Source organism: Pseudoalteromonas sp. P1-8 (assembly GCF_001399985.1).
Lineage (GTDB): Bacteria > Pseudomonadota > Gammaproteobacteria > Enterobacterales > Alteromonadaceae > Pseudoalteromonas.
Genome location: NZ_LJSO01000013.1, coordinates 43,107 through 55,941, shown reverse-complemented (window position 1 = coordinate 55,941; position 12,835 = coordinate 43,107). Strand labels below are relative to the sequence as shown.

Genomic DNA, 12,835 nt, shown 5'->3' with positions numbered 1-12,835 from the left:
ATAATTTGCTCGATGCTCGAACTTTAAAAATATAACGCCTCAGTTAAAAGGCAAAATTTAGTTTGCTATAATGTGAAGCGGAGCGAAACCAGCCAACTGAATTTTGTCCGCTTTTAAACTGTTTGTTAGAGTTTCTGAAACTCGTTTTCGAACTCTTTTTGAGAGCCGTGAAAAGGAACTTCTTCAACACGGTGACTTATTGCTTCACCATTTTCGTCAAAATCTAAGAATATATAGTGAATCATATGCATTTCAATTTCTTGGGCTTTACCATCAACATAAACGGTACGTTTATGGCTTGAGCCCTCAACAAGTGAATCAGAGTGCATGAACATAACATTCAGATTGGAATGCTGGTGTTGAAACGAATAACTGGCATTAACCTTAATTAGTTTAACCTCAACATTTTTAAGCTCAGGGAACGTTGATTTAATATAATCACCAGCTTTTATGGCGAGCATATGTTGATTGATTTCAGCTACACCTTTCCATTTTATATTGTCTGATGCATTTGTAGCGAAAGAAGCAACTAATGCTAAATAAAAAATAAATATCCAGAAATTTTTCACAAATCTTCCTTGAAACTCTAACGCCCTAATAATGGGCAAAAAATTGTTTGCTAAAATGTTGAAGAACGAAAACAGCAAACTGTTTTTTGTCCTTATTTATTAGCTTGTTATGTTGCGATTTTACAACTTCCATTTTTTATTGATTGCCTCGGTAATAGCTCCTTGAGGATCAATACCTAATTGTTCTAGTTTACTGCGCAAAACCTCAATATGAAACCAAGGACAAGATGGATCATCACATGGTACATCGGGGTCACCTTCATGCTCATGTACTAGGTGAAAACAAAGCCAATGCATTTGCTCAAAGACTTCATAATCGTCTGAGTACTTTTCTACGGGTTTATTGCAGTGTATGCATATTTTAGGATTGCTCATGATGATTACTGCAAACTTTCCTTAGCTACATAACAATTTTATAGTGCGCACATCGCACATCTTCCTGCCGATGTTACGCGCATGTATTAATCAATCTATTAGTAACAAATAACGTAAGGCATTGCCAACTCGTATTTTTAATTAATCCTAAAGGGTTTCAGAAAAAGAAAATGCGCTCGATGCTCATTTTCTTGAATATGGGAGCGAAAAAACTACGTTTTATATTTATACAGCAACCTATATTAGTACCACACAAAACGTCTCATCTGCATTTTAATTCATCTAGTCATGTGGTGACTTACACAGTTCATGATGCCTAAGGCGGTTACCAAACAACGAAGTGAGTCTATCTGTACCACCTGTTTTTTCATAAAACTCTTGTACTGTTATTTCTTTTTGTTCGTAGCTCATTAGCTGCCAAAAACCGTAAAAGCCTCTAAACCAAAAATAATAGAACACAGCTCCTACGCCTAATAAAAGATATACCGCTTTACCTGCTTTTTGTTTGTATTTTATGGCGCAATAAAAAAAACAAATACAACTTAATACAGCGACAATGGAAAACCCTAAAAAAGGTGTCACTACAGAGTTGGCATTATCCCAAAGCGAGCTTAGACAGGTTGAATGCCAATTTAACTGCATAGAAAAAATTAACGTAATTTTAAAAAGTAAGTACATTAAAACAGTTGTAAATACAGCATATAAGATACCACTATCCTTGCTTTGTTCTTTATTCAAACCTTTCACTTTCAAGTTATAAAAACCTTTTGAAACCATCATGAATTCAGCTAACAAAGGTGAATGAACCTACCTCGCTCAAATGTTAACTAAACGACCTTTTAAAAATTACCACGCACTCTTTGTTGCTAGGCAAGGCTGAAGTGTTAAAAAGCTCTGGTTTGCATCAGCATCCCAAGGCCAAAAACCACTAGTAGTAGGGTACACCAACTGTAATGCTTCAAATTTGTCATTATTATACCAACAAGCTGAAAGCATAAACTCTTGTTTATTTTCTTGTGATACCTCACAGAAAGTAACATCAAAACCTTCTAAGAACCCCTCATAGAATTCACCAATTGAGAATTTCTCACCATTTTTTAAACGTCCTGCATAATTATTTACTATTGAGTGAGCTAGTTTGCTGTTTAAACCGATTATAATAAGTTCGGGTGCATCATATGTTTTACTGATACCTGTTGAATATGTAAAGTTGGGGCTCTCACCTTCAGGATCAAAAACTGATGTTACATAACACCCATATTGCTCAATAACTTGTAGGATTTTTTCTCTGCTTCATTCATAGTTTAAACTAATTCCTTATTCATAAAGCATTATTTAACGTAACGGCTGCTTCGTATTTATAACATCAAACAACTGTCGCTATTCTCTATTAGTCTTTACACTCAAAACCTTTAGAGTCGACTTTGGCGACGTTGTCTTTATTGTCACACTCTTTAATTGCCATCTCTGTGTGATTGTGCTCATTGTATTGTTTAGCAATTACGCCAAGGCTTAGCACGATTACTTAAGCTATCACTATTTTTTTAATTTTAGACATAAACATTCCTTTGAAAATAAAATATTTAAATACAAACAGTTGCGCTTGCTATTTTTGATAAAACTTAATCAATTAGCGCCATCGAATTTAAATTGAAGTTATAAATAGAAAATGACTCACCTTCTTCTTTTAACGTGACGGTTATTTGTGCGTCTCCATTAGTGTATGAAGCTGGAATTAAATAAGTAACATAAGTACCAGAACCACCTCCAGTGACAGCTTTAGAGCTAACATTTATAAATTCAAATTCACCTAGTTCTTTTAATTCACCCAACTTTGAGAATGCACGCATGATTTTAGAAATATCTTCATCTGTGGCATTTTCAATTGATGATGGGGTCATATAGTTTTTGAGAGTCTGAGGGTCCCATTGAGAGATATCTGTAATTGCTGAATTTAGGTAAGGAATAGCAGTTTCTTTGTAAGCAGAGGATTTATTCGCAGTCCAAATTGCTAAAAGTACAAATAAGCTAATTAACACTAAAAATGTTATACCAATTCCTTTAAGTATCTTTTTAACCATGATTTTTATTATTTTTCCTTGATTGAATCACTTACGAATTTATCAGCTTTAAATGTCTTATGGTAGTACCAATGTGACCCAATTTGTGTCAAAAATTTTTTAAACACAAATTTTAGTTGCTTGTATCATCGCCAAAATGCCCGTTCTTTGGCTCTTAACCTCAAGTAGCCCATACTTTAAGTAAATCCACTCAATCAGTTTTCAACTTATTTTTGCTCACCATGTATTAATGCTACTTAGCATAAATATATCCACCGCAAACTAACTCAGAGCTAAGATTTATTTGGTACAATCAGTCTTTGATATGGCTAACAGATAGGTTTTCCTCAATGCATCCGCGAAATCGCCACTTGAATGGCTACGACTTTACTTTGCTATGCAAAGATACTCCTGCCCTAACAACTTATATAACGCAAACGCCAGCGGGCACTGATACCATTGATTTCACCAATGCACTAGCGGTTAAAACCCTCAACCAAGCGTTATTAAAAAGCCATTATAAAATCGATTTTTGGGATTTGCCCGACAACTACCTTTGCCCACCGGTTCCTGGCAGAGTGGATTACATTCACCACTTGGCCGATTTATTAGCAAACGATAACCAAGGTCATATTCCGACGGGAAAGCAAGTAAAAGTGCTTGATGTAGGCACGGGTGCGAATTTGATTTACCCGCTTACTGGTAATCACGAATATGGCTGGCACTTCACCGGTTCAGATATTGATGCCTTGTCTGTTAAAATTGCCAAACAAATCGTGCAATTCAACCGCCTCAAAATTAATGTTAAGCAGCAAAACAACGCCGATAAAATGTTTACGGGCGTGATATCGAATAAAGATGTTTTTCACCTAACTTTATGCAACCCACCGTTTCATGCCAGCGAGCAACAGGCGAAAGCGGGTACTGAGCGTAAATGGAAAAACCTAAACAAAGCGCCACAAAAAGCGCTTAATTTTGGTGGCCGTCAAAACGAGCTTTGGTGTGAAGGCGGTGAGCGCGAATTTATCAGTAAAATGTGTATTGAGAGCCAAGAGTTTGCAGAGCAATGTATTTGGTTTACATCGCTTGTTTCAAAGTCTGACACTTTGCCGCATATAAAAAAGTTGCTTAGTACACTTGATGTGAAAGAAGTAAGAGTTATAAAAATGGCACAAGGCCAAAAAATTAGTCGCTTTATTGCTTGGAGCTATTTTGACCAAGCCGACCGCGAAGCCATTCTTAACGAACTAGTATAAGGATAATAAGATGATCGACTTTCGTTCAGACACAGTTACAAAACCAACAGCAGCCATGCGCGCGGTCATGAATGACGCCCCAGTAGGCGACGATGTATATGGTGACGACCCAAGCGTTAATCAGCTTGAACAATATGCTGTTGAGCGCCATGGCTTTGAGAGCGCCCTTTATTGTAGCTCAGGCACGCAAGCAAACTTACTTGCATTGATGGCACATTGTGAACGTGGCGACGAATACATTTGTGGGCAACAAGCACATAACTACAAATTTGAGGGTGGCGGTGCTGCTGTATTGGGTTCTATTCAGCCTCAACCAATTGAAAATAATGCCGATGGCAGCTTAGATTTAAACAAAGTTGTGGCTGCAATTAAAGCTGATGACTTTCACTTTGCTAAAACCAAACTACTTAGCTTAGAAAACACCATTGGTGGCAAAGTTCTCCCGCTAAGTTATCTAAAAGAAGCCAGAGAGTGTGTTGATAAACATAACCTTGCTCTGCACTTAGACGGTGCCCGCGTGTATAACGCGGCGGTTAAGTTAGGTGTTGATATCACTGAGATCACTCAGTATTTTGATTCAGTGTCTATTTGCTTATCAAAAGGACTCGGTGCGCCTGTTGGCTCACTATTACTAGGTAGCAAAGCACTGATTGATAAAGCGCGCCGCTGGCGTAAAGTACTTGGTGGTGGTATGCGCCAAGCGGGTATGCTTGCAGCCGCTGGCCAGTATGCACTTGAGCATCACGTAGCAAGGCTTGCTGAGGATCACGATAACGCGGCGTATTTAGCTGAACAGTTAAACACGTTAGCTGGTTTTGATACGTCAACTTTTCAAATCGATACCAATATTGTTTACGCAAATGTTGCCGAACATATCGATTTAAAAGCAGTGGCACATGCGTTAAAAGAGCAAAAAATGCTGTTTTCACCAGGTAAACCACTGCGATTAGTGACCCATTTAGGCGTCACTAAGCAAGATATTGATAGCTTTATCTCGGCATTAGCGGCCGAGATTTAACGCTTCTTTATAATGTTTGCGGCACACCGATACATATCGGTCGTTGCCGCCAATTTCTACCTGATTACCGTCTGCAATCGCATTGCCATGCTCATCGGTACGCAGTACATGGTTAGCTTTACGACCACAGTGACACACTGTTTTCAACTCAATTAGTTTGTCAGCCCAGGCAAGTAGGTATTGTGAACCACTAAATAGCTCGCCTCTGAAATCGTTACGTAAGCCATAACACAGCACCGGAATACCAAGTTCATCAACCACATCTGTTAATTGCATTACTTGGTCTTTTGATAAAAACTGACACTCATCAACTAAAATACAATGGCGCTTTTGCTCTGCATTTAATGATTTGATTAGCTCAAATACATCTTTCTCAGCATCAAAAATATGCGCATCTGCCTGTAAACCAATACGTGAAGACACCTTGCCAACACCTGCTCTATCATCAATAGCCGCTGTTAAAATAACCGGTTCCATACCACGTTCGCGGTAGTTAAATGCAGATTGTAAAAGTGTGGTAGATTTGCCTGCATTCATTGCAGAATAATAAAAGTACAGCTGTGCCATGATGTTGCCCAAATTTTAAAGTCGCAATATGCTACCCTAATCGCGCGACGACATCATCTATTACCTTACTCTTATTACCTCAATCGTTGTCCCAGTAAAATTGCTGTTTTATAACAAGCCTTCGTGTTTCAGTAACCACTCTTTTCTTTCAAGGCCACCCGCATAGCCTGTGAGTTTACCGTTTGCGCCAATAATTCGATGGCACGGCACAATAATGCTAATGGGGTTTTTAGCATTTGCAGCGCCCACCGCACGCACCGCTTTTGGGTTATTAATGGCAATTGCTATATCTTGGTAGCTTTTGCTTTGACCAAACTCAACATCCATCAGCGCACGCCAAACTTGCTTTTGAAAGTGAGTACCTTGGGTATCAAGGGGTACTGTAAAACGTGTACGCTCACCGTTAAAGTATTCATTAAGCTCACTTATACACATTAAAATGGGTGTAAGAGTGTGCTCATCAACAACCTCTGTTTGCATTGCAACCACCGGGTAAAAGCCAACGTAACTGATGCCTTTTGATGTACTTTGAATGGTAATATCGCCAATGGGGCTTGGCATAATAACTTGTTGCATACTCATAATTGTTGCCATAGTTGAAAAGTTAAATAAGAGCGAAATGGCGCACAATGCTCGCTATTAAATTCGCTTATTCTAGCGAGGGCTTTTTTAACCCCTAAGTCGCCTGCTAGTAAAATATCGGGATGGCTTTGACCGCGTAGTTTGGCGTAATTAACTGTCCACGGGCCAATACCTTTGAGCTCAAGCCAATTATCAAGCTCTTGATTATCTGGGTTTTGCTGACAATAAGCACTTAAACGCCTTAGCGCATCTTTGCGTGATTGTGGCATTTTAAAAAAATCGAGTTCAGAATTGGCAACCCATTCAGGGCTTGGAAAATAGTGGTTATTACTTTGCTGATTAAACTCACTTACAAGCTGTGTAACGAGATTGTGAGCCGCAGTAACACTCACTTGCTGACCAAGTACCGCACGTATGCCCGCTTCATAGTCTGACCAAATTCCCGGCAAACGCAGCCCAACACAAAGTGGCATCGCACCTTTAAGCTCTGCATCTAAATGCTGTTCAATAGTGTGCGTGTCGGCGTCTAAATCAAGCACACGGCGAATGTTATGGATCACTTGCTGTAAATAACGAGTGTTATCGATATCAATAACCACTTTAAAATGATTTTTATGCTCAACAAAATGCGCTGTGAATTGCCCTTGGCAATATTTATCTTTAAAAGTGCGACCATAGCTCGTTGCGCTCAACCATTCTAGGCCACTAATTAAACGGCGCTGAAAAAAGTCATGGAGTGCTTGCCAGTTATAAGGCGGCCTAAATGCCAGTGTTAGAGTTAATGTTGAGGCTGGTTTTTTATCAGACTTACGTAACTTTGAAGGGGCAATATTTAACTGCTTTAAAAAAGCATCGTTAAAACGGCGAATACTATTAAAACCAGAAGCAAATGCGATATCTGCCACTGATAAATCTGTTTGTTGTAATAGCTGCTTGGCAAAATTGCATTGGTTAAATAATCGATATTGGGTGATCGAGAGTCCAAAATGTTGGTTAAACAAACGGCGTAAATAGCGGCTCGACACCCCTAGCCTGTCTGCTAAAACCTCACAGTCGTAGGCCTCACCTTTATCAATCAGTTGTTTGGCACGTAATGCAGTGGTTTTAGTACCTAGCCAAGCTGGGCTATTCGGTGCACTATCTGGGCGGCAGCGAATACAGGGTCGAAAACCATCTTGCGCAGCCAAGTGCGCGTATTGGTAGTATTCAACGTTCTTTTCTTGTGCCGTTGGTGCAGGGCAAATGGGTCTGCAATAAATGCCAGTACTTTTCACCGCCACAAAGAACACCCCATCAAAGCGTGGGTCGCGGCTTTGCCTTGCAGTTTGCCATTGTTGGCTAGTCATAATTTTTCTCGTTACACGCTAATACCGTTAGCTTAACTTAATATTATTTTTTGACTAGCCAGTTTCGGACCTTAACTATTTAACTGCGGCTAAATATCGGCGCTCAACTTCCGGCCAATTGATCACTTCGTAAAATGCCACAATATATTCAGGGCGACGATTTTGATACTTCAAGTAATACGCATGCTCCCACACATCAAGCCCTAAAATAGGCGTGTGATTTTGCATCAGTGGGCTATCTTGATTGAGGCTACTTTCAACGACCAATTGGTTATTTTCATCAACACATAACCAAGCCCAGCCACTGCCAAAGCGACTTACTGCGGCATTAGTAAATTGCTCTTTAAATGCGTCAAAGCTACCAAATGTATCAACTATTGCAGTGTTTAACTCTGCACTAGGCGTACCACCGCCATTAGGAGACATAACTTGCCAAAATAATGAGTGATTATGATGGCCACCCACATGCTCTTGCACTGCTTTTTGTAAAGACTCAGGCATTGATGAAATAGTGCGTAGTAGTGTTTCCGCATCTTGTTCAGAGTAATGACTGCCCTCTAGTGCAGCATTCGCTTTATTGATATAGGTTTGATGATGCAAGGTGTGATGTATTTCCATGGTTTTCGCATCAATGTGCGGTTCAAGTGCATCATAGTCATAAGCTAAATCGGGTAATGTAAAAGGCATACTGATTCCTTATCGTTAATGTAATAACTGCGTTTTGTGGGGATGGTCAGCTAATAGCTGATTAATACGGTTAATGAGTGTCGGAAATGCCGATGCCATGCTGGCAAACTTAACCAGCTCATAATAGGTTTTATGATGGTGGTGCAGCACCAAGGTGCGAACTTGCTGCTCTGGATGATTTAAAAGCACGCTTAATCGTTGATGAGCATGGCAAAGCCAGGTGCAGGCTTTATCGGGTTTTTGCATGACTTTAAAAGTGTCGGCAAGATTCAAAGTGGCAACAACAAATGCTGCAATACAATGCTCTAACGAGCGAGTTACCGACTGGTTGATTGGGATACTAGAAAATTGCGCTAGAAGTGTTTCGGCACAGCTACTCGCAACCATGTAATGATCACGCGCAGTTATAAGCTCGCCAGATTCAAATGCTAAGTTGCCTTGATAAATTGCACTTTGCCAAGGGGCCAGCGCGTCATCAATGCTGTTCGATGTTAACGGTGTGTGGCGTGTTGTTTGAGTCATAAAAATCACCTGCACTTATACCAATCATTCTATGTGTATTTAAACTACACACAGAAAAGACCAAATGCAAATGATTTTTATTTATATTGCCATTTACTAACTTTGAGCCATAGCAACATTACTTATTGATGCGCAAAGTCGATAAGCTCTTGGCCTGTTAGGCGGTAAATAATCCATTCGTTTTGCGGTTTAGCACCAATGCTGTCGTAAAAATCAATGGCTGGTTTATTCCAATCAAGTACCACCCACTCAAAACGACCACAGTCTTTTTCGAGTGCTTGCTTAGCAAGATATTGCATAATTTGCTTACCAGCGCCTTTACCACGGCTGTCAGCACTGACGTAAAGATCTTCTAAATACAAACCATTTTTACCAAGCCAGGTTGAGTAATTATAAAAATACACAGCAAAACCAATTGGTGTGTCGCCCTCTAAACAAATAACACTATGCGCCGTTGCACCTTCACTGAACAACGTTTTTAAAATAGCTTGCTCGTCTGTTTTAACTGCGTCGGGTTCTTTTTCGTAGATAGCAAGTTCGGTAATAAAATGTAGGATTGTTGCAGCATCACTCGCGACTGCCGGACGAATTGTAATTGCGTTACTCACTCTGTATTCCTTTTTTACATCATTATTGTAACGCCCAGTTTATAAGGGCTTAAGCATGGTGTAAACGCCCTTTACAGAAATACACGGCATTAAGAAGGGGCTACTAAAAGTTAGCCCCATTATGCTTTATTTACTCATCGACTTATAAAGTACCGGAAGTACAAATAAAGTTAAGAAGGTTGCACTGACCAAGCCGCCAACAATAACCGTTGCAAGGGGCTTTTGTATTTCGGCGCCTATTCCTGTGCTTAGGAGCATTGGAATTAGTCCAAGCATTGAAGTAAGCGCGGTCATCAGTACGGGTCTTAGCCGTGAAACAGCGCCTTCAAATACTGCTTTATCTTTGCTATCTCCTGCACTAATCCTTTGATTAATGCTTTCGACCATCACCACACCATTCAATACCGCAACCCCAAATAGTGTGATAAACCCTACTGAACTGGGTACAGATAAGTATTGTCCTGACACATACAATGCAATCACCCCACCAATCACTGCCAAAGGAACATTGACAAGAATCAGCACCACTTGCGAAAGGTTACTAAAAGCAAAATAAAGTAATAACGCAATGAGTAACAAGGCTAAAGGCACTACTATCATCAGCCGCTGTTGTGCCCGTTGTTGGTTTTCGAACTGACCGCCAATCGCCACACTGTAACCACTAGGTAGCTGCATTTTATCGGCAATGGTAGCGCGAATATCTGCAACTACAGAGCCCATATCTCGCCCCTGTACATTCGCTTGAATAACCACCCGTCTTTGAACATCATCACGACGGACTTGTGGAGCACCAGACTCAATTTGTACATCGGCTACATCCCCCACCCTTACAACGGCACCCGTGGGGGTTTGCAATCTAAGATCAGCAATCACATTTGGGTTTTGCCGAAAGCTTTTTGCTATACGCACATAAATATCATAGCGCTCATTAGCATTAATGATTTGCCCTGCAGATTGCCCGCCAATACCGTGCTGAACTACATCCATCAAATCAGCCACCGATAAACCAAAACGCGACAGCGCTAAACGGTTAGGTTTAACTATCAGCTGTGCTTCGCCGCCTATTTGCTCCATCGCGACATCTTTAGCGCCAGGTATTTGCTGAACTAACTGCTCAATTTGTTGGCCTTTTTCAGTTAAAACGGCTAAGTCACTACCGAATAACTTAATGGCCAATTGCGCTTTAACACCGGATAAAAGCTCATCTACTCGGGTTGCTATAGGCTGTGAAAAGTTAAACAAAAGCCCCGGAAATTGCTCAAGCTTAGCTTCCATTAGCTGCTGTAATTCGACCCGCGTTTTCGCGTTTACCCATTGCTCATGAGGTTTTAAGCCTAAATAGATTTCAATGTTGTTAACTGGTTCAGGATCTCCCCCCACTTCAGCCCTACCGATTCGGCTCAGCGCATATTCTACCTCACTAAATTCAAGCAACATGGCTTCAAGCTTAGGCGCCACTGAGATTGCCGTATCGAGACTTGCTGATGGAGCAAGTGTCACACGTAGGTTAATAGTGCCTTCTTCAAGCTCTGGCACAAATTCCGTACCCAGCCTAGGTAGCATAACGGCCGCTACAATCAGTAATAACCCTGCTATAGCTAAAACGCTACGTTTGGCCTGCAATGCTTTTTGTAAAGCCCGTTGATAAAGCATATCAATAGGTTTTAACAAAATACTTTGCTTTACTGTCACGCCTTTAGCAAATAAGTACACACACAGAGCTGGCACCACAACCAAGGCAACGATCACAGCGCTAATAATCGCAAGCATAATACTCACTGCCATTGGCTGAAATAACTTAGCCTCAACGCCTTCAAAGCTAAACAGCGGTAAAAATACCGTTAGAATAATCAAAGAGGCAAAAAAGATAGGCCGTGCCACTTCTTTTGCAGCAATAGCCACCAGCTGCGCAGAAGGCTTATGTTGATTATGCTTCATCCCTAAGTGCCTAAATACATTCTCAACCATCACAACTGAGCCATCTACCAGCATGCCGATGGCAACAGCAATCCCACCCAACGACATTAAGTTTGCCGACAAGCCAAGCCATGCCATTACACTCAGTGCTAAGCCAATCGAAATAGGGATCGACAACAACACCAAAAATGTTGCTCTTAAATCCAACAAAAATAGCGCTAATACAATGATAATAAATACAAAAGCTAGAAGCAGTGCATCAATAACCGTTTGTACCGCTTGGCTAATAAGCTCTGCTTGGTCGTAAATGGCTTTAAATTCAACCCCTTTTGGCAGTGCTTGATTTATCATCTCGATACGCGCGTTAATGCCATCAATCGTTTGCTTGGTATTTGCCCCCATTCTTTTCAGCACGATACCTGTTACAACTTCACCACGATTGACTATTTCGCCTTGATCATTGCGTTTAGATAAAGTGACAGCACCTTGGCGAATTTCACTACCAAGCTCAACAGTTGCAACATCAGCCACTTTAACGACTGTACCATCAATGGTTTTGATAGGTGTTTGCGCAATCTCAGCAAGCCCTTTTTCGCCTGGGGTAAACCAACCTGTACCACGAATAACAAGCTGCTCTTGACCACGGTTCATGTACCAGCCACCCACATTACTGTTGTTAGCATCTAGAGCTTCACTAACATCTTGCTGTGTTAGGTCATAAGCAAGTAACTTATTGGGGTTTATGTTCACTTGATACTGCTTAACCTTACCGCCAAATGACAGAATATCGGTAACACCATCAATAGGTAATATAAGTAATTTAACCACCCAATCATTTAAACTACGCAATGCCATGCTATCTATGTTGGCATCTGGCTTTGCTTCAAGTAAATACTGATAGACTTGTCCAAGCCCTGATGTATTGGGGCCCATGGTTGGCATACCCACACCAGCTGGGATCAACTCTTTAGCAGACTGCAAACGCTCAAAAACCAGTTGCCTAGCAAAGTAAATATCGACGCCTTCTTTAAATACCACAGTGACACCCGATAACCCCGTTTTAGAAATAGAACGCACCTGCTCTACATCGGGAAGTGCATACATCACTGCTTCTATCGGGTATGTGATCAGTTGCTCTACTTCTTCAGCCGCAAGCCCTGGTGCTTCGGTATTCACCGCCACTTGCACATTCGTCACATCAGGAAAAGCATCTAAATTAAGTTTTGGGATCATAAATGCACTCACTGCAATCGCTGCAAGTAAGGCCAATACCACCAGTAGACGGTTCTTTATCACCGCCTCAATTAATAAATTAAACATGCGTCACC

The 12,835-nt window shown here is 40.8% G+C and carries 14 protein-coding genes; 2 read left to right on the top strand and 12 right to left on the bottom strand.

The window, feature by feature from the left end:
• Positions 1–125 precede the first annotated feature (125 nt).
• From AN213_RS16160 to AN213_RS16140, 5 genes are all read right to left on the bottom strand, one after another.
• On the bottom strand, positions 126–569 hold the full coding sequence (locus AN213_RS16160; protein ID WP_055199141.1) for a hypothetical protein: 444 nt from the start codon (positions 567–569) through the stop codon (positions 126–128).
• A 120-nt stretch (positions 570–689) separates the two neighbouring features.
• A complete protein-coding gene (locus tag AN213_RS16155) occupies positions 690–944 on the bottom strand; it encodes a hypothetical protein (protein WP_055199140.1) in 255 nt (84 codons plus the stop codon).
• A gap of 282 nt (positions 945–1,226) precedes the next feature.
• Positions 1,227–1,724: a hypothetical protein gene (locus AN213_RS16150; RefSeq protein WP_055199139.1), complete on the bottom strand. Its 498-nt coding sequence runs from the start codon at positions 1,722–1,724 to the stop codon at positions 1,227–1,229.
• Between the two features lie 66 nt (positions 1,725–1,790).
• Positions 1,791–2,213 carry a DUF4262 domain-containing protein gene (locus AN213_RS20590; RefSeq protein ID WP_408002940.1) on the bottom strand — a complete coding sequence of 141 codons (423 nt, stop codon included), beginning with the start codon at positions 2,211–2,213 and terminating at the stop codon, positions 1,791–1,793.
• A gap of 353 nt (positions 2,214–2,566) precedes the next feature.
• Complete coding sequence (locus tag AN213_RS16140) at positions 2,567–3,025, bottom strand: hypothetical protein (protein ID WP_055021640.1); 459 nt, start codon at positions 3,023–3,025, stop codon at positions 2,567–2,569.
• 329 nt (positions 3,026–3,354) lie between these two features.
• On the opposite strand from AN213_RS16140, the gene rlmF reads away from it, so the two are divergent.
• Together rlmF and ltaE are read left to right on the top strand one after the other, a co-directional pair.
• A complete protein-coding gene (gene rlmF, locus AN213_RS16135; RefSeq protein WP_055199137.1) occupies positions 3,355–4,260 on the top strand; it encodes a 23S rRNA (adenine(1618)-N(6))-methyltransferase RlmF in 906 nt (301 codons plus the stop codon).
• 10 nt (positions 4,261–4,270) lie between these two features.
• Positions 4,271–5,278 carry a low-specificity L-threonine aldolase gene (gene ltaE, locus AN213_RS16130; RefSeq protein WP_055199136.1) on the top strand — a complete coding sequence of 336 codons (1,008 nt, stop codon included), beginning with the start codon at positions 4,271–4,273 and terminating at the stop codon, positions 5,276–5,278.
• Here the strand turns inward: ltaE and AN213_RS16125 are convergent.
• The 7 genes from AN213_RS16125 to AN213_RS16095 form a co-directional block, all read right to left on the bottom strand.
• Positions 5,261–5,845, bottom strand: coding sequence for a thymidine kinase (locus tag AN213_RS16125; protein WP_054552107.1), 585 nt, complete (start codon positions 5,843–5,845; stop codon positions 5,261–5,263). The two genes, ltaE and AN213_RS16125, sit on opposite strands and share 18 nt — an antisense overlap.
• A 108-nt stretch (positions 5,846–5,953) precedes the next feature.
• Complete coding sequence (locus tag AN213_RS16120) at positions 5,954–6,421, bottom strand: methylated-DNA--[protein]-cysteine S-methyltransferase (protein WP_055199174.1); 468 nt, start codon at positions 6,419–6,421, stop codon at positions 5,954–5,956.
• Between the two features lie 2 nt (positions 6,422–6,423).
• Positions 6,424–7,773: a DNA-3-methyladenine glycosylase 2 family protein gene (locus tag AN213_RS16115; RefSeq protein ID WP_055199135.1), complete on the bottom strand. Its 1,350-nt coding sequence runs from the start codon at positions 7,771–7,773 to the stop codon at positions 6,424–6,426.
• A 75-nt stretch (positions 7,774–7,848) separates the two neighbouring features.
• Positions 7,849–8,460 carry a superoxide dismutase gene (locus tag AN213_RS16110; protein WP_055199134.1) on the bottom strand — a complete coding sequence of 204 codons (612 nt, stop codon included), beginning with the start codon at positions 8,458–8,460 and terminating at the stop codon, positions 7,849–7,851.
• A gap of 15 nt (positions 8,461–8,475) precedes the next feature.
• Positions 8,476–8,982: a hypothetical protein gene (locus AN213_RS16105; protein WP_055199133.1), complete on the bottom strand. Its 507-nt coding sequence runs from the start codon at positions 8,980–8,982 to the stop codon at positions 8,476–8,478.
• A 122-nt stretch (positions 8,983–9,104) separates the two neighbouring features.
• Complete coding sequence (locus AN213_RS16100) at positions 9,105–9,590, bottom strand: GNAT family N-acetyltransferase (protein ID WP_054552102.1); 486 nt, start codon at positions 9,588–9,590, stop codon at positions 9,105–9,107.
• A gap of 126 nt (positions 9,591–9,716) precedes the next feature.
• Positions 9,717–12,827 (bottom strand): efflux RND transporter permease subunit, encoded by a 3,111-nt coding sequence (locus AN213_RS16095; RefSeq protein WP_055199132.1) that lies wholly within the window; start codon positions 12,825–12,827, stop codon positions 9,717–9,719.
• Between the last annotated feature and the right edge of the window lie 8 nt (positions 12,828–12,835).

Excerpts from the sequence above, each read along its gene's own strand:
- AN213_RS16155 (WP_055199140.1), bottom strand. The coding sequence starts at position 944 with ATGAGCAATCCTAAAATATGCATACACTGCAATAAACCCGTAGAAAAG.
- AN213_RS16150 (WP_055199139.1), bottom strand. The coding sequence starts at position 1,724 with ATGATGGTTTCAAAAGGTTTTTATAACTTGAAAGTGAAAGGTTTGAAT.
- AN213_RS16140 (WP_055021640.1), bottom strand. The coding sequence starts at position 3,025 with ATGGTTAAAAAGATACTTAAAGGAATTGGTATAACATTTTTAGTGTTA.
- rlmF (WP_055199137.1), top strand. The coding sequence starts at position 3,355 with ATGCATCCGCGAAATCGCCACTTGAATGGCTACGACTTTACTTTGCTA.
- ltaE (WP_055199136.1), top strand. The coding sequence starts at position 4,271 with ATGATCGACTTTCGTTCAGACACAGTTACAAAACCAACAGCAGCCATG.
- AN213_RS16125 (WP_054552107.1), bottom strand. The coding sequence starts at position 5,845 with ATGGCACAGCTGTACTTTTATTATTCTGCAATGAATGCAGGCAAATCT.
- AN213_RS16120 (WP_055199174.1), bottom strand. The coding sequence starts at position 6,421 with ATGCAACAAGTTATTATGCCAAGCCCCATTGGCGATATTACCATTCAA.
- AN213_RS16115 (WP_055199135.1), bottom strand. The coding sequence starts at position 7,773 with ATGACTAGCCAACAATGGCAAACTGCAAGGCAAAGCCGCGACCCACGC.
- AN213_RS16110 (WP_055199134.1), bottom strand. The coding sequence starts at position 8,460 with ATGCCTTTTACATTACCCGATTTAGCTTATGACTATGATGCACTTGAA.
- AN213_RS16105 (WP_055199133.1), bottom strand. The coding sequence starts at position 8,982 with ATGACTCAAACAACACGCCACACACCGTTAACATCGAACAGCATTGAT.
- AN213_RS16095 (WP_055199132.1), bottom strand. The coding sequence starts at position 12,827 with ATGTTTAATTTATTAATTGAGGCGGTGATAAAGAACCGTCTACTGGTG.